23 protein-coding genes, 1 tRNA gene and 1 pseudogene are annotated in these 23,177 nt (G+C 70.8%); 15 read left to right on the top strand and 10 right to left on the bottom strand.

The features are described from left to right. Nucleotides 1-255 precede the first annotated feature (255 nt). The 6 genes and pseudogenes from ACFV9T_RS02565 to ACFV9T_RS02540 all read left to right on the top strand — a co-directional run. A pseudogene (locus ACFV9T_RS02565) lies at nucleotides 256-1,152 on the top strand (carbonic anhydrase); the annotation flags it as partial. 129 nt (nucleotides 1,153-1,281) lie between these two features. Then, nucleotides 1,282-3,243, top strand: a complete 1,962-nt coding sequence (gene acs, locus ACFV9T_RS02560) for an acetate--CoA ligase (protein ID WP_385436241.1) — start codon at nucleotides 1,282-1,284, stop codon at nucleotides 3,241-3,243. 178 nt (nucleotides 3,244-3,421) lie between these two features. Next, the gene (gene nhaA / locus ACFV9T_RS02555) at nucleotides 3,422-4,813 is read left to right on the top strand and encodes a Na+/H+ antiporter NhaA (protein WP_385436240.1); all 1,392 of its coding nucleotides are present in this window, start codon (nucleotides 3,422-3,424) and stop codon (nucleotides 4,811-4,813) included. Nucleotides 4,814-4,890: 77 nt separating this feature from the next. Beyond that, the gene (locus tag ACFV9T_RS02550; RefSeq protein ID WP_385436239.1) at nucleotides 4,891-5,352 is read left to right on the top strand and encodes a phage holin family protein; all 462 of its coding nucleotides are present in this window, start codon (nucleotides 4,891-4,893) and stop codon (nucleotides 5,350-5,352) included. Beyond that, nucleotides 5,349-6,275: an alpha/beta fold hydrolase gene (locus ACFV9T_RS02545; RefSeq protein ID WP_385436238.1), complete on the top strand. Its 927-nt coding sequence runs from the start codon at nucleotides 5,349-5,351 to the stop codon at nucleotides 6,273-6,275. Before ACFV9T_RS02550 ends, ACFV9T_RS02545 begins: the two co-directional genes overlap by 4 nt. Nucleotides 6,276-6,410: 135 nt before the next feature. Further along, a complete protein-coding gene (locus tag ACFV9T_RS02540; protein ID WP_385436237.1) occupies nucleotides 6,411-6,617 on the top strand; it encodes a hypothetical protein in 207 nt (68 codons plus the stop codon). A 47-nt stretch (nucleotides 6,618-6,664) separates the two neighbouring features. Here ACFV9T_RS02540 and ACFV9T_RS02535 read toward each other — a convergent pair whose 3' ends face one another. The 3 genes from ACFV9T_RS02535 to nth are packed head-to-tail and all read right to left on the bottom strand — an operon-like array spanning nucleotide 6,665 to nucleotide 9,429. After that, nucleotides 6,665-7,864 (bottom strand): MarP family serine protease, encoded by a 1,200-nt coding sequence (locus tag ACFV9T_RS02535; protein WP_385436236.1) that lies wholly within the window; start codon nucleotides 7,862-7,864, stop codon nucleotides 6,665-6,667. A gap of 12 nt (nucleotides 7,865-7,876) precedes the next feature. Further along, on the bottom strand, nucleotides 7,877-8,563 hold the full coding sequence (locus ACFV9T_RS02530; protein ID WP_385436235.1) for an NUDIX hydrolase: 687 nt from the start codon (nucleotides 8,561-8,563) through the stop codon (nucleotides 7,877-7,879). Beyond that, the gene (gene nth / locus ACFV9T_RS02525; RefSeq protein WP_385436234.1) at nucleotides 8,560-9,429 is read right to left on the bottom strand and encodes an endonuclease III; all 870 of its coding nucleotides are present in this window, start codon (nucleotides 9,427-9,429) and stop codon (nucleotides 8,560-8,562) included. Before nth ends, ACFV9T_RS02530 begins: the two co-directional genes overlap by 4 nt. Nucleotides 9,430-9,654: 225 nt before the next feature. On the opposite strand from nth, the gene ACFV9T_RS02520 reads away from it, so the two are divergent. Beyond that, nucleotides 9,655-10,329, top strand: coding sequence for a Crp/Fnr family transcriptional regulator (locus ACFV9T_RS02520; protein WP_009716739.1), 675 nt, complete (start codon nucleotides 9,655-9,657; stop codon nucleotides 10,327-10,329). A 111-nt stretch (nucleotides 10,330-10,440) separates the two neighbouring features. Here ACFV9T_RS02520 and ACFV9T_RS02515 read toward each other — a convergent pair whose 3' ends face one another. From ACFV9T_RS02515 to ACFV9T_RS02500, 4 genes are all read right to left on the bottom strand, one after another. After that, entirely contained in the window at nucleotides 10,441-11,271 is an 831-nt protein-coding gene (locus ACFV9T_RS02515) for an MBL fold metallo-hydrolase (protein WP_385436233.1), read from the bottom strand. Then, a complete protein-coding gene (locus tag ACFV9T_RS02510) occupies nucleotides 11,268-12,239 on the bottom strand; it encodes an NUDIX hydrolase (RefSeq protein WP_385436232.1) in 972 nt (323 codons plus the stop codon). The genes ACFV9T_RS02515 and ACFV9T_RS02510 overlap by 4 nt, the downstream gene beginning before the upstream one ends. 126 nt (nucleotides 12,240-12,365) lie before the next feature. Continuing rightward, nucleotides 12,366-12,830 carry a RidA family protein gene (locus ACFV9T_RS02505; RefSeq protein ID WP_385436231.1) on the bottom strand — a complete coding sequence of 155 codons (465 nt, stop codon included), beginning with the start codon at nucleotides 12,828-12,830 and terminating at the stop codon, nucleotides 12,366-12,368. Continuing rightward, on the bottom strand, nucleotides 12,827-12,985 hold the full coding sequence (locus ACFV9T_RS02500; RefSeq protein ID WP_003967454.1) for a DUF4177 domain-containing protein: 159 nt from the start codon (nucleotides 12,983-12,985) through the stop codon (nucleotides 12,827-12,829). Before ACFV9T_RS02500 ends, ACFV9T_RS02505 begins: the two co-directional genes overlap by 4 nt. A gap of 71 nt (nucleotides 12,986-13,056) precedes the next feature. On the opposite strand from ACFV9T_RS02500, the gene ACFV9T_RS02495 reads away from it, so the two are divergent. The 3 genes from ACFV9T_RS02495 to ACFV9T_RS02485 are packed head-to-tail and all read left to right on the top strand — an operon-like array spanning nucleotide 13,057 to nucleotide 15,514. Further along, a complete protein-coding gene (locus ACFV9T_RS02495) occupies nucleotides 13,057-14,034 on the top strand; it encodes an ArsA-related P-loop ATPase (protein ID WP_385436230.1) in 978 nt (325 codons plus the stop codon). After that, complete coding sequence (locus tag ACFV9T_RS02490; RefSeq protein WP_385436229.1) at nucleotides 14,031-14,174, top strand: hypothetical protein; 144 nt, start codon at nucleotides 14,031-14,033, stop codon at nucleotides 14,172-14,174. Before ACFV9T_RS02495 ends, ACFV9T_RS02490 begins: the two co-directional genes overlap by 4 nt. Continuing rightward, nucleotides 14,171-15,514, top strand: a complete 1,344-nt coding sequence (locus tag ACFV9T_RS02485; RefSeq protein ID WP_385436228.1) for an ArsA family ATPase — start codon at nucleotides 14,171-14,173, stop codon at nucleotides 15,512-15,514. Before ACFV9T_RS02490 ends, ACFV9T_RS02485 begins: the two co-directional genes overlap by 4 nt. A gap of 594 nt (nucleotides 15,515-16,108) precedes the next feature. On the opposite strand, the gene ACFV9T_RS02480 is transcribed toward ACFV9T_RS02485, so the two are convergent. Then, nucleotides 16,109-16,444 (bottom strand): WhiB family transcriptional regulator, encoded by a 336-nt coding sequence (locus tag ACFV9T_RS02480; RefSeq protein ID WP_063730272.1) that lies wholly within the window; start codon nucleotides 16,442-16,444, stop codon nucleotides 16,109-16,111. Nucleotides 16,445-16,850: 406 nt separating this feature from the next. On the opposite strand from ACFV9T_RS02480, the gene ACFV9T_RS02475 reads away from it, so the two are divergent. Next, the gene (locus ACFV9T_RS02475; protein WP_385436227.1) at nucleotides 16,851-19,091 is read left to right on the top strand and encodes a transglycosylase domain-containing protein; all 2,241 of its coding nucleotides are present in this window, start codon (nucleotides 16,851-16,853) and stop codon (nucleotides 19,089-19,091) included. Between the two features lie 100 nt (nucleotides 19,092-19,191). On the opposite strand, the gene ACFV9T_RS02470 is transcribed toward ACFV9T_RS02475, so the two are convergent. After that, nucleotides 19,192-19,662 carry a GatB/YqeY domain-containing protein gene (locus ACFV9T_RS02470; RefSeq protein ID WP_385436226.1) on the bottom strand — a complete coding sequence of 157 codons (471 nt, stop codon included), beginning with the start codon at nucleotides 19,660-19,662 and terminating at the stop codon, nucleotides 19,192-19,194. A gap of 77 nt (nucleotides 19,663-19,739) precedes the next feature. On the opposite strand from ACFV9T_RS02470, the gene ACFV9T_RS02465 reads away from it, so the two are divergent. From ACFV9T_RS02465 to ACFV9T_RS02455, 3 genes are all read left to right on the top strand, one after another. Continuing rightward, complete coding sequence (locus tag ACFV9T_RS02465) at nucleotides 19,740-20,669, top strand: metallophosphoesterase (protein ID WP_385436225.1); 930 nt, start codon at nucleotides 19,740-19,742, stop codon at nucleotides 20,667-20,669. An 86-nt stretch (nucleotides 20,670-20,755) separates the two neighbouring features. Further along, nucleotides 20,756-20,829, top strand: a tRNA-Pro gene (locus ACFV9T_RS02460). A gap of 338 nt (nucleotides 20,830-21,167) precedes the next feature. Continuing rightward, on the top strand, nucleotides 21,168-21,542 hold the full coding sequence (locus ACFV9T_RS02455) for a S1 RNA-binding domain-containing protein (RefSeq protein WP_385436224.1): 375 nt from the start codon (nucleotides 21,168-21,170) through the stop codon (nucleotides 21,540-21,542). 12 nt (nucleotides 21,543-21,554) lie between these two features. Here the strand turns inward: ACFV9T_RS02455 and ACFV9T_RS02450 are convergent, their stop codons facing one another. Continuing rightward, a complete protein-coding gene (locus tag ACFV9T_RS02450) occupies nucleotides 21,555-22,331 on the bottom strand; it encodes an aminotransferase class IV family protein (protein ID WP_385436223.1) in 777 nt (258 codons plus the stop codon). A 249-nt stretch (nucleotides 22,332-22,580) separates the two neighbouring features. Between ACFV9T_RS02450 and ACFV9T_RS02445 the strand changes: the two genes are divergently transcribed. Continuing rightward, entirely contained in the window at nucleotides 22,581-23,108 is a 528-nt protein-coding gene (locus ACFV9T_RS02445; RefSeq protein ID WP_385436222.1) for a MarR family winged helix-turn-helix transcriptional regulator, read from the top strand. Nucleotides 23,109-23,177: the final 69 nt, after the last annotated feature.

The raw sequence follows: 23,177 nt of genomic DNA, 5'->3' as shown, positions 1-23,177 counted from the left end.
ATTCACCCCATAGAAGGAACAACGACCCGCTCCCACCCAAAAGACTTCCCGTCGACTTTACCCGGCATTACCATTCATTTACCAATGCTTGGGAGTCAGCACCGCAGTACGCCGTGACCCACGGCCGCGCCCCGCCGCGACCGCGAAGCCCCGGAGGAGACGGGAATGTTGAAGCTCTTGGACCAGATCGTGCTCGCCGCGATCGCACTCACCGGGATCGTGCTCGCCGTCCGCGTCTCGCTGCGCCGCCTCCACCGGCCGCGGCGCTCGGCCGCCGAGCCGTCCGCACCGCGCGCCTGCCGCCCGTGGACGCCCTGGCGCGACCACCACTGCACCCGCCCCGCCCCGGCGGCCGCGGACGGCCGCGGGTACGGACAAGGGCACGGCCACGGAGACGGCGCGGGGCAGCTGCTGGGCGGGGTGAGCGCCTTCCAGCGCAACACCGCGCCGCTGGTGCGCGACGAGCTGGCGCGGCTCGCCCGGGAGGGACAGCGGCCCACCCAGCTGTTCCTCACCTGTGCGGACTCCCGGCTGGTGACCAGCATGATCACCTCCAGCGGCCCCGGCGATCTGTTCACCGTTCGCAACGTCGGCAATCTCGTGCCGCCTCCTGGCGAGGACGCCGCCTGCGATTCGGTGGGCGCGGCCATCGAGTACGCGGTGGAGGTGCTGCGGGTCAGCAGCATCACGGTGTGCGGGCACTCCGGATGCGGGGCGATGCAGGCGCTGCTCGGCTCGGCGGCCGCGCCACCCGGAGCGCAGACGCCGCTGGCGCGCTGGCTGCGCCATGGCAGGCCCGGAGTGGCGCGGATGGAGCGGATCGGGCGGCTGGGGCGCGGCGAGGTCGCGCTGGCCGACCGGCCGGTGACCGACGATGTGGAGCGGCTGGCGCTGATCAATGTGATGCAGCAATTGGAGCATCTGATGGCGCACGCCTGCGTCGCACGACGGGTGGCCGAGGGAGGGCTGGTGCTGCACGGGATGTACTTCCATGTGGCGGAGGCTCAGGCGTACGTACTGGAGGCCGGATCGGCCAGATTCCTGGCCATCCGGCCGGAGGACGGCGCGCCGGTGGCCGTCTGCGCAGCGGGTCCGGCCGTCGCCCTGGAGCCCGGGAAAGGGGGAGCCACGGAAGCGCTGGAGGCGATCTGAGCACAGGCCTGAGCACAAGCCCCCTTACAGGTCTAAACCAATTTGCGCTGACAGCGCCTTGTCAGGGCCCACCCAGGGCTGATGAGCTATGGCGGGGACACAACGGACACCCTGGGAATGGGAGATGTCGTGAGCAACGAAAGCCTGGCCAGCCTTCTTCGGGAGGAGCGCCGCTTCGCGCCGCCGGCCGATCTGGCCGCGAACGCCAATGTGACGGCTGAGGCGTACGAGCGTGCGAAGGCGGACCGCCTGGGCTTCTGGGCCGAGCAGGCCCGTCGGCTGACCTGGGCGACCGAGCCGACCGAGACGCTCGACTGGTCGAACCCGCCCTTCGCGAAGTGGTTCGCCGACGGCAAGCTCAACGTGGCGTACAACTGCGTCGACCGCCATGTGGAGAACGGGCTCGGCGACCGGGTCGCCCTCCACTTCGAGGGGGAGCCGGGCGACACCCGTTCCCTGACCTACGCCGAGCTGCAGCGGGAGGTCTCCCAGGCGGCGCACGCACTGACCGAGCTGGGGGTCCAGGCGGGCGACCGGGTCGCCATCTACCTGCCGATGATCACCGAGACCGTCGTCGCGATGCTGGCCTGCGCCCGCATCGGCGCCCCGCACTCCGTGGTCTTCGGCGGCTTCTCGGCCGACGCCCTCGCCACCCGTATCAACGACGCCGACGCCCGCGTGATCATCACCGCCGACGGTGGCTACCGCCGCGGCAAGCCGTCCGCGCTCAAGCCCGCCGTCGACGAGGCCCTGACCCGTCCCGGCACCGAGAGCGTGCGCAGTGTGCTGGTCGTCCGCCGCACCGGCCAGGAGGTGGCCTGGACCGAGGGCCGCGACGTCTGGTGGCACGAGATCGTGGACCGCCAGCCCGAGCAGCACACGCCCGAGGCGTTCGACGCCGAGCACCCGCTGTTCATCCTCTACACCTCCGGCACCACCGGTAAGCCGAAGGGCATCCTGCACACCACCGGCGGCTACCTCACCCAGGTGTCGTACACCCACCACGCCGTCTTCGACCTCAAGCCGGAGTCGGACGTCTTCTGGTGCACCGCCGACGTCGGCTGGGTCACCGGCCACTCGTACATCGTCTACGGACCGCTCTCCAACGGAGCGACCGAAGTGCTCTACGAGGGCACGCCGGACACCCCGCACCAGGGCCGCTGGTGGGAGATCGTCCAGAAGTACGGGGTCACCATCCTGTACACCGCCCCGACCGCGATCCGCGCGTGCATGAAGTGGGGCGACGACATCCCGGCCAAGTTCGACCTGTCCTCGCTGCGCGTCCTCGGCTCGGTCGGTGAGCCGATCAACCCCGAGGCATGGGTCTGGTACCGCAAGAACATCGGCGCGGACACGACGCCGATCGTCGACACCTGGTGGCAGACCGAGACCGGCGGCATCATGATCAGCCCGCTGCCGGGCGTCACCGCGACGAAGCCCGGTTCGGCCCAGGTGGCGCTTCCCGGCATCGCCGCCACCGTCGTCGACGACGACGCGAACGAGGTGCCGAACGGGGCGGGCGGCTATCTGGTCCTCACCGAGCCGTGGCCGTCGATGCTCCGCACCATCTGGGGCGACGACCAGCGCTACCTGGACACCTACTGGTCCCGCTTCGAGAACCGCTACTTCGCGGGCGACGGCGCCAAGAAGGACGACGACGGCGACATCTGGCTGCTCGGCCGGGTCGACGACGTGATGCTGGTGTCCGGCCACAACATCTCGACGACCGAGGTCGAGTCGTCCCTCGTCTCCCACCCCAAGGTCGCCGAGGCCGCCGTCGTCGGGGCCACCGACCCGCAGACCACCCAGGCGATCTGCGCCTTCGTCATCCTGCGTGGCAGCGCGGCCGAGGAAGAGGGCCTGGTCGAGGAGTTGCGGGCGCATGTCGCCAAGCAGCTCGGCCCGATCGCCAAGCCCAAGCGGATCATGCCGGTGGCCGAGCTGCCCAAGACCCGGTCCGGCAAGATCATGCGCCGCCTGCTGCGCGATGTCGCCGAGAACCGCGCACTGGGTGACGTCAGCACGCTCACCGACTCCTCCGTCATGGAGCTGATCCAGAGCAAGCTGCCGTCCGCAGCCAGCGAGGACTGACCGGCGACGGTACCGAGGGGCGCTCCCGCCACGCGGGAGCGCCCCTCGTCCGTTCCGGTTAAGGTGAGTACCTGCCGCGTTAAGAACGCGACAAGATGACAAGGGCGCGCCGGGAAGTCTGGTCGGCACACGGCACACGTGTGTCCGCACCCGCCCGACGACCCAGGAGGCCCCGCCCGTGGCCGCGCCCACCAGCCGCAAGTTCCTCGGCCGCCCCTCGCTCCCCGAGCGGACGTTCATCACCGACGCGCTGCGCACCGAGACCGTCGGCGGCATCATCCTTCTCGTCGCCGCGATCGCCGCGCTGATCATGGCGAACACCCCGCTGAGCGGCGTCTACGGCGACATCAAGGACTTCTCCTTCGGTCCCCAGGCGCTGCATCTGCGGCTGTCCGTCGAGTCGTGGGCCACGGACGGCCTGCTCACCATCTTCTTCTTCGTCGCCGGTATCGAGCTGAAGCGCGAGCTGGTCGCGGGTGAGCTGCGCGATCCGAGGGCCGCCGCGCTGCCCGTGGTCGCCGCGCTGTGCGGCATGATCGCGCCCGCCCTCGTCTACGTCGTCGTCAACGCGACCGGCGGCGGCAGCCTGAAGGGCTGGGCCGTACCGACCGCCACCGACATCGCCTTCGCGCTCGCCGTGCTCGCCGTCATCGGCACCGCGCTGCCCGCCGCCCTGCGCGCGTTCCTGCTCACCCTCGCGGTGGTCGACGACCTCGGCGCGATCCTGATCATCGCGGTCTTCTTCACCAAGGACATCGACTTCATCGCCCTCGGCCTGGCCTTCGCCGGGCTCGCCCTCTTCCGTCTGCTGCACCACAAGGGCGTACGCGCCGCGTACATCTACCTCCCGCTCGCCCTGGTGATCTGGGCGCTGATGCACGCGAGCGGGGTGCACGCCACCGTCGCGGGCGTCGCGATGGGGCTGATGATGCGCTGCACCGTACGGGAGGGCGAGGACCGTTCCCCCGCCGAGCGCGTCGAGCACCGGGTGCGTCCGCTGTCGGCCGGGCTCGCCGTGCCGGTGTTCGCCCTCTTCGCCGCCGGTGTCCCGGTGTCCGGCGACGCCATCGCGGACGTCTTCACCCGTCCCGAGACGCTCGGTGTCGTCCTCGGCCTGGTGGTGGGCAAGGCCGTCGGGGTCTTCGGTGGTTCGTGGTGCGCCGCCCGGTTCACCAGGGCCGAGCTGAACGAGGATCTGGCCTGGGCGGATGTGTTCGCCGTCGCGACCCTCGCCGGAATCGGCTTCACCGTTTCCCTCCTCATCGGCGAACTGGCCTTCCCCGGCGACCCGGCGCTCGCCGAGGAGGTCAAGTCGGCGGTCCTCATCGGCTCGCTGTGCGCCGCGCTGCTCGCGGGCGTCCTCCTCAAGCTGCGCAACAACCGCTACCAGCGGCTGTACCAGGACGAGGAGCGGGACGAGGACATGGACGGCATCCCCGATGTCTATGAACTCGACACCCCCGAATACCACCTCCGCATGGCCGCCATCCACGAGGCAAAAGCCGCGGAGCACCGGCGGCTTGCCGAAGTGGCCGCCGGGGACCACTCCGGTGACGATGGTCCGGCATGATCTGAGACGCCATGATCTGAGAGGCTTGAAAACCCGAAAGACGACCGGAAGACGTACAAGAGCAGAGGGAGATGGCGATGAGCGCAGCCGACGACGGCGGCAACCGCAGCCTCGGCCAGCTGGTGGCGACGGCGACCACCGAGCTGTCCGCGCTGGTGCACGACGAGATCGCGCTGGCCAAGGCCGAGCTCCGGGTGGGCGCCAAGAAGGCGGCGGTCGGCAGCGGCGCCGGTGTGGCGGCCGGGGTGCTGATCCTGTTCTCGCTTCCGGTGCTGAGTTTCGCCCTCGCCTACGGGATGCGTTCCTGGACCGGTCTCGGCCTCGCCTGGTGCTTCCTGATCGTGGGCGGCATCTACTGGCTGATCGCCGGAATCCTGGGCCTGCTCGCGCTGCTGAAGTTCAAGAAGGTCAAGGCGCCGAAGCGGTCCATGGCCTCGTCCAAGGAGACGGCGGCGGTCCTCGGGAACGTCAAGCCGCATCCGCGGGCAGCGGGGAACGGCGGCCGCTCCGTACGGGATGTGACACGCTCGTCGGCATGACCGTCCCTGATATCTCCGCTTCGGTCGTTCGGCTGGACGGCCCCTGGACGCACCGGGACGTCGCGGCCAACGGCGCACGCTTCCACATCGCCGAGCTGGGCGACGGCCCGCTGGTGCTGCTGCTCCACGGGTTTCCGCAGTTCTGGTGGACCTGGCGGCACCAGCTGACCGCGCTCGCCGACGCGGGCTACCGGGCGGTCGCGATGGACCTGCGCGGAGTGGGCGGCAGCGACCGCACGCCGCGGGGGTACGACCCCGCCAACCTCGCCCTCGACATCACCGGGGTGATCCGCTCGCTCGGTGAGCCGGACGCCGCACTGGTCGGCCATGACCTGGGCGGATATCTGGCGTGGACGGCCGCGGTGATGCGGCCGAAGCTGGTGCGGCGGCTCGCGGTGGCCTCCATGCCGCATCCGCGCCGCTGGCGTTCGGCGATGCTCGGGGACGTCAGGCAGAGCGCCGCCGGCTCCCATATCTGGGGCTTCCAGCGGCCGTGGCTGCCCGAGCGCCAGCTCGTCGCGGACGACGGGGCGGCCGTGGGGCGGCTGATCCGGGAGTGGTCCGGGCCGCGGCTGCCCGAGGACGAGGCGGTGGACGTCTACCGGCGGGCGATGATCATCCCCTCGACGGCCCACTGCTCGATCGAGCCGTACCGGTGGATGGTGCGGTCGCTGGGGCGGCCGGACGGTTTCCAGTTCAACCGCCGGATGAAGCGTCCGGTACGGGTGCCGACCCTGCATCTGCACGGGTCACTCGACCCGGTGATGCGCACCCGCAGCGCGGCGGGGTCGGGGCAGTACGTGGAGGCGCCGTACCGCTGGCGGCTCTTCGACGGCCTCGGACACTTTCCGCACGAGGAGGACCCGAACGCCTTCTCCACGGAGCTGATCAACTGGCTCAAGGACCCGGAACCGGACCGCTGAGCCGACGCCGCACCGGGCCGCTCAGCCGGTCGCGTGCGAACAGTTGTTTCTCGAACAGCCACTTGCCTCGCGCATAGGCCAATTGCCGCAGTCACCCGCGATTACCGACCTTGGGCCACGGGCAAAGTGCGGAGTATGGGCTGGACGCACGACTACCGTGACGCACCAAGCGGCCGCGGCCCCGAAGCCGCCGCTGCTGCCAATGCCGCACTGAGCGTTTCCGAGCGCGGCGGCTCCGGGCCTCTCCAAGGCCAAGACCCCAATATCGTCGGGATTCCCCGCATCATCCGGCGCCGTGCCCGCTGGGTCTCGGCGCGGCTGCGCCATCCACGCAGCCGGTAGGGAGCACCCGCACACCTACCGGCGTCGCGCTCCCCTCCCCGGAGGGGCTAGAGGGCACATCCCTGGCTGTCCACCGGCTGGTCGGCCGTACGCCCCTGCTCGGCGTCCTTGCGCACCTCGTCCGCCGTCAGCGCGTACCCGGTGTCCGCGTCGTCGAGCGACTTGGCGAAGACCACGCCGGACACCCGGCCCTCCGGGGTGAGCAGCGGTCCGCCGGAGTTGCCCTGGCGGACGGTCGCGTACAGCGAGTACACATCGCGCTGCACGGTGCCACGGTGGTAGATGTCCGGGCCGTTGGCCGTGATGCGGCCGCGGACGCGGGCCGCGCGCACGTCGAACGCGCCGTTCTCCGGGAACCCGGCCACGATCGCGTCGTCGCCGGTGCCCGCGTCGCCCTGCGTGAACTGGAGCGCGGGGGCCTGCAGTGCGGGCACGTCGAGGACCGCGATGTCGCGCTTCCAGTCGTAGAGCACGACCTTCGCGTCGTACAGCCGTCCCTCGCCGCCTATCTGGACGGTCGGGTCGTCGACCCCGCCGACCACATGGGCGTTGGTCATGACCCGGTTCTCCGCGTAGACGAAGCCGGTGCCCTCCAGGACCTTGCCGCAGCTCGGGGCGGTGCCGACGACCTTCACGATGCTCTTCTGGGCCTGAGTGGCCACCGGGGACTGCGCGAGCGCCGGGTCAGGCTGCGGCACCGAGGTGATCGGCTCGTTCGAGAACGGCGAGAAGACCTGCGGGAAGCCGCCCTGCGCGAGCACCGTGGAGAAGTCGGAGAACCAGGTGTTGGCCTGCTCCGGGACCACGCGCGAGACCCCGAACATCACCTTGGACTCGCGGACCTCCTTGCTCACGGTGGGGAGCGAGGTCCCCGCCACGAGGGAGCCGAGCAGCCAGGCGACCAGCAGCATGGCCAGGACGTTCACCATCGCGCCGCCGGTCGCGTCCAGGGCGCGCGCGGGTGACCAGGTGATGTACCGGCGGAGCTTGTTTCCCAGGTGAGTGGTGGCCGCCTGACCGACCGAGGCGCACACGATCACCAGCACGATCGCCACGATGGCACCGAACGTGCCGGGCGAAGCCCGGTCGGTGGTGCCGTCCCAGATGACCGGCAGCAGATAGACCGCGACCAGGCCACCACCGATGAATCCGATCACCGACAGCACGCCGACGACGAAGCCCTGGCGATAGCCGATGATCGCGAACCATACGGCGGCGAGCAGCAGCAGGATGTCCAGCACATTCACCGGGACACCGTCTCACGCGCGCCAGTCGAGTGGGACGTGGTTCGCGCGGTCCCATGGTCGTTCCCAGCCCGCGTAATGCAGTATGCGATCGATCACTCCGGCTGTGAAACCCCAGACCAGAGCCCCTCCCACCAGGAACGCGGGCCCCCGGTGGCCACTGGGGTGAACCGTCGTCGCCCGATTCGCCGGATCCGTGAGATCCGCCACGGGAACCGTGAAGACCCGGGCCGTCTCGGCGGGGTCCACCGGCCCGACCGGGCTCGGCCGACGCCACCAGCCCAGGACGGGCGTCACGACGAAGCCGCTCACCGGGATGTAGAGGCGCGGCAGGACGGCGAAGACCTGGACACCCGAGGGGTCGAGCCCCGTCTCCTCCTCGGCCTCGCGCAGCGCCGCACGCAGCGGACCCTCCCCGTCCGGATCACCGTCCTCCGGGTCGAGCGCGCCGCCGGGGAAGGACGGCTGGCCCGCGTGCGAGCGCAACGACCCGGCCCGCTCCATCAGCAGCAGCTCGGGCCCGCCGGGGCCCTCGCCGAAGAGCACCAGCACGGCGGAGGGGCGGCCTCCGCCCTGCGGCGGCGGCAGGAACCGGCTCAGCTGGTGCGGCTCGATCGTCTCGGCCGCCCGCGCCACCGGGAGCAGCCACTCGGGCAGCCCCTGGGAACTGACCCCCACGCCTCCGCCGTACGTGCTCGTCATCCGGCCGCTCCCAGCGGGGCGGCCGGAGGCCCCGGGTAGTCGGCGGGCGGGCGCAGCCGCTGCCCCGGCTGGCCGCCCATCTCGTACTTCAGCAGCTTCTTCGCCTTGTCCGGATCGGTCTCGCCCTCCCCGTACGCCGGGCAGAGCGGGGCGATCGGGCAGGCGCCGCAGGCGGGCTTGCGGGCGTGGCAGACGCGGCGGCCGTGGAAGATGATGCGGTGCGAGAGCATCGTCCACTCGCTCTTCGGGAAGAGCGCGGCGATCTCCGCCTCGACCTTCTCCGGGTCCTCCTGCTCGGTCCACTTCCAGCGCCGCACCAGCCGCCCGAAGTGGGTGTCCACGGTGAGCCCCGGCACCCCGAACGCGTTACCGAGGACCACGTTGGCCGTCTTGCGGCCGACGCCGGGCAGCGTGACCAGGTCCTTCAGGCGGCCCGGCACCTCGCCGTCGAAGCGGTCGCGCAGCGCGGCCGAGAGGCCCAGCAGGGACTTGGCCTTGGCGCGGAAGAAGCCGGTGGGCCGGATCAGCTGCTCCAGCGCCTCGGGGTCGGCGGCCGCCATGTCCTCGGGGGTCGGGTAGGCGGCGAAGAGCGCGGGGGTGGTCTGGTTGACCCGCAGGTCGGTGGTCTGGGCGGACAGGACCGTGGCGACCAGGAGCTGGAACGAGTTCTCGAAATCCAGCTCGGGGTGGGCATACGGGTAGACGTCGGCCAGCTCGCGGTTGATGCGCCGGGCGCGGCGCACGAGCGCGAGCTGGGATTCCGGCCGGGAGGGCTTCGCCGCCTTGGTGACTTTGGGTGCCTTCGCCGCTTTCGTCGGCTCGGCAGGCCCCTGTTCGCCCACAGCGGAATTACGAGATGCGGTCACCCGTTCAGCCCCCTTGCCCTGTGCTCTCACCGGCGTATTGGACACCCGGCCAGCCTAAGCCCAGCCACCGACATCCGGCCGGGCTACCGATCAGACCCCGCCCAATCGGACCCCTGCCGCACGGTCCGGCAGGCCAGTGCGTCAAACTTGTGATTGATCGCACTGTTTTACCGTCCGGCATCATGGGGACGACGGTCCCCTGTGCATGTCGACAAGGAGAGACTCGTGGACGACGTTCTGCGGCGCGCCCCGCTCTTCGCGGCGCTCGATGACGAGCAGGCCGCTGAGCTGCGCGCCTCCATGGGAGAGGCCACCCTCGCGCGGGGTGACGCCCTCTTCCACGAAGGGGACCCGGGCGACCGCCTGTACGTGGTCACCGAGGGCAAGGTGAAGCTCCACCGCACCTCTCCCGACGGCCGCGAGAACATGCTGGCCGTGCTGGGCCCGGGCGAGCTGATCGGCGAGCTGTCGCTCTTCGACCCCGGCCCGCGCACAGCCACCGCCAGCGCCCTCACCGAGGTCAAGCTGCTCGGCCTCGGCCACGGCGACCTCCAGCCGTGGCTCAACGCCCGCCCCGAGGTCGCGTCCGCGCTGCTGCGCGCCGTGGCCCGGCGCCTGCGCAAGACCAACGACCAGATGTCCGACCTCGTCTTCTCCGACGTGCCCGGCCGGGTCGCCCGCGCCCTGCTCGACCTGTCGCGCCGCTTCGGTGTGCAGTCCGAGGAGGGCATCCACGTCGTCCACGACCTGACCCAGGAGGAGCTGGCCCAGCTGGTCGGCGCCTCCCGCGAGACCGTCAACAAGGCGCTCGCCGACTTCGCGGGCCGCGGCTGGCTTCGGCTGGAGGCGCGCGCCGTGATCCTGCTGGACGTCGAGCGGCTGGCCAAGCGGTCCCGCTGACGTACGGCACGTACGGCACGTACAGCCCGTAAGACGCCCGAAGGGCCCCGGCCGGAATCCCCGGTCGGGGCCCTTCGCCGTGCTCGGATCACCCGTGCCCGCGCACCGTGCTCAGATCAGCCCGTGCTCGCGCAGATAGTCCAGCTGGGCGCGTACCGACAGCTCGGCCGCGGGCCACAGCGACCGGTCCACGTCCGCGTACACCTGCGCCACGACCTCCGTAGCCGTCCGGTGGCCGCTCTCGACGGCCGTCTCCACCTGCGCGAGGCGGTTGGCCCGGTGCGCCAGGTAGTACTCCACCGCGCCCCGAGCGTCGTTCAGCACCGGCCCATGGCCCGGCAGCACCGTGCCGACGCCGTCGTCCACCGCGAGCGACCGCAGCCGCCGCAGCGAGTCCAGGTAGTCGCCGAGCCGCCCGTCCGGGTGCGCGACGACCGTCGTACCGCGCCCCAGCACCGTGTCGCCCGTCAGGACGGCGGAGTCGGCCGGGAGGTGGAAGGACAGCGAGTCGGCGGTGTGGCCGGGTGTGGGCACCACCCGCAGCTCCAGCCCGCCGGTGGTGATGACGTCGCCCTGCTCCAGCCCCTCGTCGCCCAGCCGCAGCTCCGGGTCCAGCGCCCGGACCCGCGTCCGGGTCAGCTCGGCGAAGCGGACCGCGCCCTCCGCGTGGTCGGGGTGGCCGTGGGTCAGCAGCGTCAGCCCGATCCGCTTCCCGGCCCGCTCCGCCGTCGCGATCACGTTCCGGAGGTGGCCGTCGTCCAGCGGGCCGGGGTCGATGACGACGGCGAGGTCGGAGTCCGGCTCGGCGACGATCCAGGTGTTGGTGCCGTCCAGCGTCATGGGCGACGGATTCGGCGCGAGGACGCATACGGCGCGGTCGGTCGCCGGGCCGCCGATCGCGCCGCCGCGCGGCTGACCGGGCAGGGATGCCGCGTACGTCATCTCGCGGACTCCCCCGCAGCGCCCGGGATGTGCTTGGTGAACTCGTCGTGGCCCGGCCAGCTCAGCACCAGCTCGTCGCCGTTCAGCCGGGCCTGCGCGAGTACCGGGGTGAGGTCCTGGTCCGGGGCGGCCACCAGCGCGTCGTGGACCGTGGCGTGCGGCCGCAGCTGCCGCAGCGTCGCGATGGTCGGCGGCATCATCAGCAGCTCGCCCCGGTCGTAGCCGTCGGCCGCGTCCCCGGGGTGGATCCAGACCGTACGGTCCGCCTCCGTGGAGGCGTTGCGCGTACGCTGCCCCCGCGGCAGCGCAGCCACAAAGAACCAGGTGTCGTAGCGGCGCGGCTCGAACTCCGGGGTGATCCAGCGCGCCCAGCCGCCGAGCAGGTCCGAGCGGAGCACCAGGCCGCGCCGGTCGAGGAATTCGGCGAACGACAGGTCCCTGGCGACCAGCGACAGCCGGTCCGTCTCCCAGTCGTCGCCCGTGGTGTCCGCGACGACCGTGTGCGGGGTCGGGCCCGCGAGGAGCACGCCGGCCTCCTCGAAGGTCTCCCGGACCGCCGCGCACACGATGGCCTGCGCATGCGTCGCGTCGCTCTCGTCGAGGCCCAGCCGCCGCGCCCACTGGGCGCGCGAGGGCCCGGCCCAGGCGACCATCCGCTCGTCGCGCGGGTCCACCGAGCCACCCGGATAGGCGTACGCGCCTCCGGCGAAGGCCATGGAGGCGCGTCTGCGCAGCATGTACACGGCGAGTCCGGCGGCCCGGCCGCCCCGCTCGCCGTCCGTCGCGCCCTGTTCCCCGTTCGCCCCGTGCTCCCCCTCCTGCCCGCCCGGCACGCCGTCCGGTCCGTCCCGCAGCAGCAGCACGGTGGCGGCCCGGCGCGGCGTCACCGGCGTCAGCTCACCGGCGGACAACAACCGGATGCGCTCTGGCCACTCGGGTGGATACCACTGGCCATTCGTAGTGGACATGGCCGGATGCTATGCGTTTGCGGGCGGATGTTCGAGGGGCCCTGGCCGGGGCCCTGGCCGCACAAGGGCCCCTGACGGGCCGTACAGGGCCGGACCGCGGGCGAGCGGGCCCGGACCACGGATGGGCTAGTCCGCGACCTCGACCTGGATCTCCACCTCGACCGGCGCGTCCAGCGGCAGCACCGCCACGCCGACCGCGCTGCGCGCGTGGACGCCCGCGTCGCCCAGCACCTCGCCCAGCAGCTCGCTGGCGCCGTTGACGACGCCCGGCTGCCCGGTGAAGTCCGGGGCGGAGGCGACGAAGCCGACGACCTTCACGACCCGCACGACCTTGTCCAGGTCGCCGACCACCGACTTCACGGCGGCCAGCGCGTTCAGCGCACAGGTGCGCGCCAGCTCCTTGGCCTCCTCCGGGGTCACCTCGGCGCCGACCTTGCCAGTCACGCCCAGCTTCCCGTCGACCAGCGGCAGCTGGCCCGCGGTGTAGACGTACGGCCCGGTACGGATCGCCGGGACGTAGGAGGCGAGCGGCGCCGCGACCCCGGGCAGTGTCAGGCCGAGCCCGGCGAGCTTGTCCTCGACGGCGCTCACGCCTTCTCCCGCTTCAGGTAGGCCACCAGCTGCTCGGGGTTGTTCGGCCCGGGAACGACCTGGACCAGCTCCCAGCCGTCCTCGCCCCAGGTGTCCAGAATCTGCTTCGTGGCGTGTACGAGCAGCGGCACGGTCGCGTATTCCCACTTCGTCATGCAGCCGACTGTAATGCCTCACTCCCGGGGCCTGGTGCGTAGCCCGTGGGGGGACTGGTTAGGCTCCCAATGTGAGCAGGCTCCATGTCGTCAGTGGCAAGGGCGGAACCGGCAAGACCACGGTCGCCGCCGCACTCGCGCTGGCCCTCGCGGCCGATGGCAGGCGCACGCTGCTGGTCGAGGTCGAAGGCCGCCAGGGCATCGCACAGCTCTTCGAAACGGAACCGCTTCCCTATGAGGAACGCAAAATCGCGACCGCGCCGGGCGGCGGCGAAGTCCACGCCCTCGCGATCGATCCGGAGTTCGCACTCCTGGACTATCTCCACATGTTCTACAAGCTGGGCTCGGCGGGGCGCGCCCTGAAGAAGCTCGGCGCGATCGACTTCGCGACCACCATCGCGCCGGGGCTGCGGGACGTCCTGCTGACCGGGAAGGCGTGCGAGGCGGTGCGCCGCAAGGGCAAGGACGGCCGCTTCGTCTACGACTCCGTGATCATGGATGCCCCGCCGACCGGCCGGATCACCCGCTTCCTGAACGTCAACCACGAGGTGGCGGGGCTGGCCAGGACCGGCCCGATACACAACCAGGCCCAGGCCGTGATGCGCGTCCTGAAGTCGCCCCAGACGGCGGTCCACATGGTGACGCTGCTGGAGGAGATGCCGGTCCAGGAGACCGCGGACGGCATCGCGGAGCTGCGCTCGGACGGCCTTCCGACGGGCGCGGTCATCGTCAACATGGTGCGGCCCGCGATCCTCGACCACGAGGCCGTCGACGACGCCGCCAACGGCCGTCGCACCGCCGTCGCCAAGGCTCTCTCGCAGGCCGGGCTGGGCGGCGCGCGCCGAGGTGGCCTCGCCGAGCGGCTGGTCGACCCGCTGCTGGAGCAGGCGCGCGAGCACGCCGAGCGCGTCGCCCTGGAGCGGGCACAGCGGTCCGAACTGGGCGGTCTCGACCTGCCGCTGCACGAGCTGGAGCTACTGACGGACGGCGTCGACCTGGCCGGGCTGTACCGGCTGGCAGGCGATCTGCGCAAGCAGTGGCCGTCGTGAGCGGCACGGCGGTCGTGAGCGGCACGGCGGTCGTGAACGGCACGGCCGTCGTGAGCGGCACGGGCACGGCGCGCGGCACCGGCCGCGCGCCCCGTACGGGCGACACCAACGGCACGAGCCGTACGCAGGAGGCGGCATGAGCATGGACGTGGCACCCCGGCTGGAGACCGACGCGCTGCTGGACGACCCGCAGACCCGCATCGTGGTGTGCTGCGGCTCCGGCGGCGTCGGCAAGACCACCACGGCCGCCGCGCTGGGCGTACGGGCCGCCGAGCGCGGCCGTAAGGTCGTCGTCCTCACCATCGACCCGGCCCGCAGGCTCGCGCAGTCCATGGGCATCGACGCGCTCGACAACGTCCCGAGGCGGGTGGCGGGCGTCGGGGACGAGGCGGGCGGCGAACTGCACGCCATGATGCTGGACATGAAGCGGACCTTCGACGAGTTCGTCGAGGCGCACGCCGACCCCGAGCGCGCCCGCGCGATCCTGGCGAACCCCTTCTACCAGTCGCTCTCGGCCGGTTTCGCGGGCACGCAGGAGTACATGGCCATGGAGAAGCTCGGCCAGCTGCGGGCCCGCGAGGAATGGGACCTGATCATCGTCGACACGCCGCCGAGCCGGTCGGCGCTGGACTTCCTGGACGCCCCGAAGCGGCTCGGTTCGTTCCTGGACGGGAAGTTCATCCGGGTGCTGATGGCCCCGGCGAAGGTCGGCGGCCGGGCCGGGATGAAGTTCCTCAACGTGGGCGTATCGATGATGACGGGCACGGTCAGCAAGGTCCTCGGCGGGCAGCTGATGCGCGATGTGCAAACGTTCGCGGCTGCGATGGACACCATGTTCGGCGGGTTCCGCACCCGCGCCGAGGCCACCTACCGGCTGCTGCAGGCGCCCGGTACGGCCTTCCTGGTGGTGGCCGCCCCCGAGCGGGACGCGCTGCGGGAGGCCGCCTACTTCGTCGAGCGGCTGGCCGCGGATCAGATGCCGCTGGCCGGTCTCGTACTGAACCGGGTGCACGGCAGCGGCGCCGAACAACTGTCGGCGGAACGGGCCCTGGCTGCGGCGGAGACGCTGATCCTGAAGAGCGCCGCCGCTGCGGATCCGCCGGAGGAGGGTAGCGTTCCGGCCAACCCCGGCGAGGGCGCGGAAAATCTTGGTGCCGACGGATTTGTCGATCCCGACTCAGGGAATGCTCAAGCCCGGAACGCCTCAGCGGCGGACAATTCCACGGCAGCGGACCCCGACGTCTCCCCCACGTCGGCGGAGCGGCTGGCCGCGGGACTGCTCCGGCTGCACGCGGAGCGTATGCAGGTGCTCGGACGCGAGCAGCGCACCCACGACCGCTTCACGGCGTTGCACCCCGAGGTTCCCGTGGCCCAAGTGGCCGCGCTCCCTGGAGACGTACACGACCTGGCAGGACTGCGGGCCATCGGCGACCGCCTCGCGGCGGTTCCGGCGGACCAGTCCGAGCGCACGGCAGGCTGACGCCCAGCCCTGGCGGCGGGCAGGCTGAGGCGGCGGGCAGGCTGACGCCTACCCAAGTGCCCCTGGGGCGCGTACACATGGCGCCGCGTACCGATGTACGCGTGCGCGCGCGCCCCAAGCGCCGTGGCGTACCCACGCAAGGGTGCCCACGCACAGGTGCTCCCGGCACGGCTACGCCGCGCGGCTGACACGCCCGTCATGACGCGTACGTACACGCATGGCGCGCACGCCGCACAGGCCCATGGCGGGCCGACATCACGGCCGGGACGGGCCAGGACGGTGGCAGCGTCACAGCGTCCGCCGCGGATCCCCAATCGTCCGCACCGTCGCGCTCCGCCCTATCCGTCCGTGCACGTCGTCGTCCGTGGCGTGGCGGGCTGCCCCAAGGTCCGCAGGCCCCCAGCCCGTGAACCACCTTGCCCGGCCACGACCGGCCGCGACCACAGTCGCGGCCGTACTCGTGTCGTGCACCCTTCCTCGTCCCGTCGTAGATGAGAGAACAAGCCCGTGACGAGGGGTGGGTGAGATGAAGTTGTGGTGCTGCGATGCGACCTCGTCGCGCACCGGCCTGTCGGCCGGCCGCTGTCCGACGCGCTATCCGACGGCAGCGAAGCGCTCGTACTCTTCGTCATCGAAGGGCAGAATGCCCGCGCCGCGCTCGTACTCGGTGCGTGCCGTCTCCAGCAGCCTTCGCCAGGAAGTCACCGTCGGGCGGCGGCGCAGCAACGCCCGCCGCTCCCGCTCGGTCATCCCTCCCCACACACCGAACTCGACACGGTTGTCCAAGGCATCCGCAAGGCACTCGGTGCGCACCGGGCATCCGGTGCAGACCGCTTTGGCCCTGTTCTGTGCCGCGCCCTGGACGAACAGTTCATCTGGATCAGTAGTGCGGCAGGCGGCCTGCGCACTCCAGTCGGTTACCCAGCCCATGCTGGCGCCGTCCTCTCCCGAATCGGAGCTCCCCCACGGCGACAAACGGCATATTCACCGTCGCCAGTTGAGGACGTTACGGAAGGCGAGCAAGCCGCAACACCCCCTGCAGGCCCAATCTTGGATGGCCCGAACGGACTATGGGTACGCGGCAGATCACCCAACGGAGTGAGCTGACGACATTTGCGATTACTGGTGCAAAGCAGGGCAGTTCACGCAGCGAACACCGGGCAGCTCGGGACACGGGGTCACAATCCGGGCACGCCTCAACACTCACTCGAGTGGGGCCGGGGATGTGGTGCGATCTCGTGCGATGTGGCGCAGCAGCACATGCGTGACTGGCGTGAAACAGCGTATGCGAACACGCGGTCCCCTGTCCGGCGATTCGCCACGTAGGCTGCCTCTTATGGGTTACACGCGCTCGGGCGGAGGGCTGTCCACCGCTCAACAGGCCGCCAAGTTCCTCGGCGTCAGTGCGCTGGCCGGCGCCGTGATGGCCGGGCTCGCGCTTCCCGCTGTCGGGGCGTTCGGCCTCACCGCCAAGGAAACGGTCCAGGAATTCGACGATATTCCGGCCAATCTCAAAACGCCCCCGCTCAGCGAGCGGACCACCATCCTGGACGCGAAGGGCGGCGAGATCGCGAAGGTCTACTCGCGTGACCGCACCATCGTGAAGCTGGGCGACGTCTCCCCGTACATGCGCAAGGCGATCGTCGCGATCGAGGACGCGCGCTTCTACCAGCACGGGGCGGTCGACCTCAAGGGCATCCTGCGCGCCGCCAACAGGAACGCGCAGAGCGGCGGCGTCTCACAGGGCGCTTCCACCCTCACCCAGCAGTACGTGAAGAACGTCTTCGTCGAGGAGGCGGGCAACAGCAAGGAGAAGTTCGCCGAGGCCACCCAGCAGTCGATAGGCCGCAAGATCAAGGAACTGAAGTACGCGATCCAGGTCGAGAAGGAACTCGGCAAGCGCCGCATCCTGGAGAACTACCTCAACATCACGTACTTCGGGCAGCAGGCCTACGGCATCGAGGCCGCCTCCCAGCGCTACTTCAGCACGTCCGCCAAGAACCTGAAGGTGGAGCAGGCCGCGCTGCTGGCCGGTCTCGTCCAGTCGCCGAGCCGCTACGACCCGGTCACCAACCCGGAGACCGCGAAGGCCCGCCGCGACACCGTGCTGCAGCGCATGGCCGACATGAAGGACATCACCGCGGCCCAGGCCGCCGCGGCCAAGAAGAAGCCGCTCGGCCTCGACGTCAGCATGCCCCGCAGCGGCTGCATCACGGCCGTCAAGGGCGCCGGGTTCTACTGCGACTACGTCCGCCAGATCTTCCTCAACGACCCGGTCTTCGGGAAGACGTCGGCGGCGCGCGCCAAGCGCTGGAACCAGGGCGGCCTGACGATCCGTACGACGCTGGACCCGCAGGCGCAGGAATCGGTCCAGAAGTCGATCAAGTCGCACGTCTACCAGTCCGACAAGGCCGCCACCGCCGTCTCGCTCGTCGAGCCGGGCACCGGCAAGGTCCTGGGCATGGGCCAGTCCAAGCCGTACGGCTTCGGCAAGGACCAGACGCAGATCAACCTCTCCGCGGACCACAACATGGGCGGCTCGAACTACGGCTTCCAGGTGGGGTCCACGTTCAAGCCGATCACCGCCGCGGCCGCCCTGGAGCGGGGCACGAAGCCGTACAAGAGCTACTCCTCGCCGTACAAGATGGAGTACCCGAGCCCGGTCAGCACCTGCAAGGGCACCTGGACCAACGGCGAGGGCGCGACCGTCGAGAACGAGAACGAGTCGGAGCGCGGCCCGTACGGGATGAAGGAGGCGACCGCGAAGTCGGTCAACACCTACTTCGTCCAGATGATCAGCGACATCGGCGTCTGCCCGGTCACCGAGCTGGCCGACAAGATGGGCGTGGAGCGGGCCGACGGCAAGGAGCACCACCAGGTGCCCTCGCTCACCCTCGGCACCGAGGGCTTCTCCCCGCTGACCATGGCCAACGCGTACGCGACGTTCGCCAACCGCGGCGTCTACTGCTCCCCGGTCTTCATCGACTCGATCACCGGCCCCGGCGGCAAGAAGCTGAAGGTGCCGCAGTCGAAGTGCTCGCGCGCGATGTCCGAGAAGACCGCGGACACGATCAACACGCTGCTGCGCGGTGTGGTTGAGGACGGCACCGGCAAGCAGGCCGGTCTGCAGAGCCGCCCGAGCGCCGGTAAGACCGGTACGACGGACGAGCGGAAGGCCGCGTGGTTCGTCGGCTACACCCCGAACCTCGCGGGCGCGGTGTGGGTCGGCGGCGGCCCCGGCGCCAGCGGCCTCAAGATGGAGAACATCACCATCGGCGGTGTCCCCCACGCCAAGGTGTACGGCGGTGACACCCCCGGTCCCATCTGGAAGGACGCGATGAGCGGCGCGCTGAACGGGAAGCCCGCGCCGGACTTCGTCAGCGTGCCGATCAAGGACCCCAACGCGCGCAAGCCCTCCCCGCCCAAGAAGCCGGGCCGCGAGAAGCCGGGCCGCGAGAAGCCCGGGAACGGCGGCGGCCGGGACAACCCGTGGCCGGACATCTCCCTCCCGCCGGGCGTGATCGGCGGCAACGGGAACGGCGGCAATGGGAACGGCGGCTTCGAGTGGCCGCGGTAGCGGTCGCTCCGGCTGGCTGATGGCTGGCCGAGCGGCTGGCTGAACGCGGGAGGGGCCCGGACGAGAGATCGTCCGGGCCCCTCCTTCTTCTTCGTACGCGCTACCCGCCCGCGAGCTGGCGCTTCACCGCGGCGGCGACCCGGCCGCCCTCGGCCCGGCCCGCGATCTTCGGGTTCACGATCTTCATCACCGCGCCCATCGCCCGCGGCCCCTCGGCGCCGCCCGCGACGGCCTCCCGTACCGCCTCCGCGACCAGCGCGTTCAGCTCGTCGTCCGTCAGCGGCTGCGGCAGATACCCGGCGAGCACCTCGCCCTCGGCCCGCTCCCGCTCCGCCTGCTCCGCCCGGCCGCCCTTGTCGAACGCCTCGGCCGCCTCGCGGCGCTTCTTCGCCTCGCGCGCGATGATCTTCTCCACGTCGGCGTCGGACAGCTCACGGGCGCTCTCGCCCGCGACCTCTTCCTTCGAGATCGCGGTGATGGTGAGCCGGAGCGTGGACGAGCGCAGCTCATCGCGCGCCTTGATCGCTGCGGTGAGATCGTCGTGCAGCCTGGACTTGAGCGTGGTGGTCATGGCGACGAGTCTGCCAGCACTGGCCGGGAATCACCCGAAGATTTCTCCCCCGGCGGCGTTCTGCGACCATGGAGACCATGCGCGCGCGATACGGAGTACCTCTGGGAATCACGGCGGTCGGCGCAGCCGGTCTCGCCTACGCCGTCGGCTTCGAAGTGCGGTCCTTCAGGCTCCGCCGCATCACCGTGCCCGTGCTGCCGCGCGGCATGCGGCCGCTGCGCGTCCTGCAGGTCTCCGACATCCACATGGTGAGCGGGCAGCGCAAGAAGCAGCGCTGGCTCCAGTCGCTCGCCGGTCTGCGCCCCGACTTCGTCGTGAACACCGGTGACAACCTCTCCGACCCGGAAGGCGTCCCGGAGGTCCTCGACGCGCTCGGCCCGCTGATGGAGTTCCCCGGCGCGTACGTCTTCGGCTCCAACGACTACTACGGACCGAAGCTGCGCAACCCCGCCCGCTATCTGCTGGAAAAGGCCAGCGGCCGCCACGGTCTGAACGGCAACGCCCCGGCCGTCGGCGCCGTCCACAACCCGTGGACGGAGCTGCGCGACGCCTTCGACGCGGCCGGCTGGGTCGGCCTGTCGAACACCCGCGGGCGGCTCAAGCTGGACGACGTGGAGATCGCCCTCACCGGCCTCGACGACCCCCACATCAAGCGCGACCGCTATGCCGAGGTCACCGGCGGCCCGGAAACCGGCGCGGACCTCTCCCTCGCCGTGGTCCACGCCCCGTACCTCCGTGTCCTCGACGCCTTCACGGCCGACCGCTACCCCCTGATCCTCGCGGGCCACACCCACGGCGGCCAGCTGTGCATCCCCTTCTACGGCGCCCTGGTCACCAACTGCGACCTGGACACCCGCCGGGTCAAGGGGCTCTCCACCCACGAGGCCGGAGGCCACACCTCCTACCTCCACGTCTCCGCGGGCTGCGGCACCAACCGCTACACCCCCGTCCGCTTCGCCTGCCCCCCGGAAGCCACCCTCCTCACCCTCACCCCCCAAACCCCCTGACCCCCTCCGGGGGCCCCGACCTGCGAGGCCCCCGGAACCGGATTTCGTGTCTGGCCACGGGTCCGCTAAAGTAGAGCTCGTTGCTTCGGGGTGTAGCGCAGCTTGGCAGCGCGCTTCGTTCGGGACGAAGAGGTCGTGGGTTCAAATCCCGCCACCCCGACTGAAGGAACACAGGTCAGGGGCCTGATCCGCGAAAGCGGGTCGGGCCCCTGACTCATTTGGGGCGACCGGGGGGCTGCCACCGTTCGCTACGAATTCGAGGAGCGCGGAGCGGGGTGGCGTCGCGCAGCCACATTCCGCGATGGCGGCGCTGCTGGCGCCCAGTGGATACCGTCAGGCTTGGCCAAGCGGGCCTCTGCCAGGTCCAGTTGACCGGGTGCGCGAGCGCTGCGCGTCGCCGGTGAGGTCATCGGCAGACGACCGTTCGGCGTCTTCCTCTCCATTGACGGCTGCCCCGAAGCCGTTGGACTGGCCGGAGTCGACAGGATGCCCAGGTGTATGGAACTGCCGACCGTGGGGCAGCTCGTCACCGGCGAGGTGGTGTGGCACGCCGAGCACAATCACCAGGTGGGCATCGTGCTTCGCGAGTGGGCTGAGCACGAGGACCTGCTTCCTCGGTTCCTGGAGCGTGTCGGTCAGGTTGTCACCGGATGTGTCACGAAGATCGCGTCGATCGGATTCTTCGTGCGCATCGCCGACTGCGTCGAGGGGCTCGTTCCGCTCGCCGAGCCGGACGTGGACCGCGCGGAGGTTGTCCGCGAGGGGCAGGACGAATGGGTGCGGATAGTCGCCGTCGACCTTGAGCGGGGCCGGGTATTCCTGTCAGCTGACGGCATCGCCCAGGATCTGCCCGCCCGGGAGGAGTTGGGCTGAGAGCGGGGGTGGCTACAGCGGTTCGCCGGGGATGGTCAGGTAGGTGTCTCGTAGGCGGGCGAGCTGGGGGTGTTCCGGGGGCAGCGGGGTCTCGTCGATGGCGGAGAGGGCACGCACGCCGATGCTTGTGTTCGTGGCGAAGGCCGCGTGCAGGTGCTGGGTGTCGGCGGGGGTGATCGGGGCCGTGGTGTGGGGGGTGTGGTGTTGGAGCAGGGCCATGGTGACTCCGGGGAGGACGGATGCCTCGGGCCAGATCACGTCGTCGTCGTTGATGAAGCCGACGTTCCACGTCGGGCCCTCGGAGATCCGGCCGTCCGGGGTGGTGAACAGGGCGTCGTCGTAGCCGTCGAGCTGTGCGGCGCGGCGGGTGTGGAGGGAGCCGAAGAGGCCGGTGTGCTTGATGGCCGGGGCGTCGCGTTCGTAGCGGATGGTCTTCACCCGCAGGGGAGGCAGGGGCAGGGCGGGAGCGGGACGGGCGGTGACCAGGATGTTCGGGGTGTTCGCCTTAGACGGGTGGCCCAGGTCGATGCCGGGGTCGAAGATCGTGACGCGGACGACGGACGCGCCGCTGCGATCGGCTGCCGCCTGGCGCACGTAGCGCCGGACCAGGTCGGGGTCGAGGTCGGCGCCGAAGACCGCCGCGCAGTCCCGCGCCAGTCGCTCGAGGTGATGGCTCAGGCCGCGTACGCGCTGGTCATCGACGCGCATGCTGGTGAAGTGGCCGTAATTGGTGAGCGCCAGTATCGCCAGGGCGTCAGGGTCCGCAGGCTGTCCGTTCAGTTCCGCCATGCGTTCAGGATGGCAGGGAGAGGTACGGGAACGGGGTCGGCCAACGTCCGGCGGGTGCCGAGTGAGAAGGCGATCACCTATCGGGAAGGACGTGCCCGGACCGACCCAGGCGCGGTCTCGAGAGGTAGTCGGGCCGACCCCGTACCGCTTCAGCTTGCTGCATGCCGATCGCTATTGCAAGAGATTCGCAATAGCGGCGGGGCACGGCGGCGTGCGCCGGGGGTTGGGGTGGGGAGTAGAAAGGGGCCTATGCCGCGCAGTCACTTAGGCCCCCAGTCCGATATCGAGGCCGCCGAGCCCGACATTCCCGAGTCCGACGCCGAGGCGATGGTCACCGCCGTGCTGACCGCGTCCCGGCTGCTCATCGCCGTCTCCGCCCGGTCGTTGGCCGCGGTGGAGGAGTCCCTGACGCTGCCGCAGTTCCGGATGCTGGTCGTCCTGGACGCCGGAGGGCCGCTGAGCCTGTCCGGGCTGGCCGGGGAGCTGGGGGTTCAGCCGTCGACCACCATGCGCATGATCGACCGCCTGGTCACGACGGGCGTGGTCGCGCGCGGCGTCTCCGCCGAGGACCGGCGTACCAGCATGATCTCGCTCACCCCGGACGGGCGGCGGGTCGTGGCCGAGGTCACCGATCGGCGCCGCCAGGAGATCGCGGGCATCGTCGACGTCATGCCCGCCGGACAGCGCCGTCATCTGATCGAGGCGCTGCAGGCGTTCGCCGAGGCGGGCGGCGAACCGTCCGTCGAGGCCGGGCCGCAGGCGCACGCCGCTTGGTGAGCGGACGAACGTAACCCTGCGAGAATGATCAACTGCTCTGGGAGACCGTAAGACCGGTGGGTGGCCGGG

It is taken from the genome of Streptomyces sp. NPDC059850 (genome assembly GCF_042731515.1).
In the GTDB taxonomy this organism is placed as follows: domain Bacteria; phylum Actinomycetota; class Actinomycetes; order Streptomycetales; family Streptomycetaceae; genus Streptomyces.
Note: the sequence above shows the minus strand (reverse complement) of the source record. Positions and strands in the feature narration are given on the sequence as shown.

Coding starts and splice junctions, on each gene's coding strand:
- ACFV9T_RS02470 (WP_385436226.1), bottom strand. CDS start 19,662: ATGACCACCACGCTCAAGTCCAGGCTGCACGACGATCTCACCGCAGCG.
- ACFV9T_RS02480 (WP_063730272.1), bottom strand. CDS start 16,444: ATGGGCTGGGTAACCGACTGGAGTGCGCAGGCCGCCTGCCGCACTACT.
- ACFV9T_RS02545 (WP_385436238.1), top strand. CDS start 5,349: ATGACCGTCCCTGATATCTCCGCTTCGGTCGTTCGGCTGGACGGCCCC.
- ACFV9T_RS02515 (WP_385436233.1), bottom strand. CDS start 11,271: ATGACGTACGCGGCATCCCTGCCCGGTCAGCCGCGCGGCGGCGCGATC.
- ACFV9T_RS02455 (WP_385436224.1), top strand. CDS start 21,168: ATGGAACTGCCGACCGTGGGGCAGCTCGTCACCGGCGAGGTGGTGTGG.
- ACFV9T_RS02510 (WP_385436232.1), bottom strand. CDS start 12,239: ATGTCCACTACGAATGGCCAGTGGTATCCACCCGAGTGGCCAGAGCGC.
- ACFV9T_RS02485 (WP_385436228.1), top strand. CDS start 14,171: ATGAGCATGGACGTGGCACCCCGGCTGGAGACCGACGCGCTGCTGGAC.
- ACFV9T_RS02450 (WP_385436223.1), bottom strand. CDS start 22,331: ATGGCGGAACTGAACGGACAGCCTGCGGACCCTGACGCCCTGGCGATA.
- ACFV9T_RS02500 (WP_003967454.1), bottom strand. CDS start 12,985: ATGACGAAGTGGGAATACGCGACCGTGCCGCTGCTCGTACACGCCACG.
- ACFV9T_RS02530 (WP_385436235.1), bottom strand. CDS start 8,563: ATGACGAGCACGTACGGCGGAGGCGTGGGGGTCAGTTCCCAGGGGCTG.
- ACFV9T_RS02465 (WP_385436225.1), top strand. CDS start 19,740: ATGCGCGCGCGATACGGAGTACCTCTGGGAATCACGGCGGTCGGCGCA.
- ACFV9T_RS02445 (WP_385436222.1), top strand. CDS start 22,581: ATGCCGCGCAGTCACTTAGGCCCCCAGTCCGATATCGAGGCCGCCGAG.
- ACFV9T_RS02550 (WP_385436239.1), top strand. CDS start 4,891: ATGAGCGCAGCCGACGACGGCGGCAACCGCAGCCTCGGCCAGCTGGTG.
- ACFV9T_RS02540 (WP_385436237.1), top strand. CDS start 6,411: ATGGGCTGGACGCACGACTACCGTGACGCACCAAGCGGCCGCGGCCCC.
- ACFV9T_RS02475 (WP_385436227.1), top strand. CDS start 16,851: ATGGGTTACACGCGCTCGGGCGGAGGGCTGTCCACCGCTCAACAGGCC.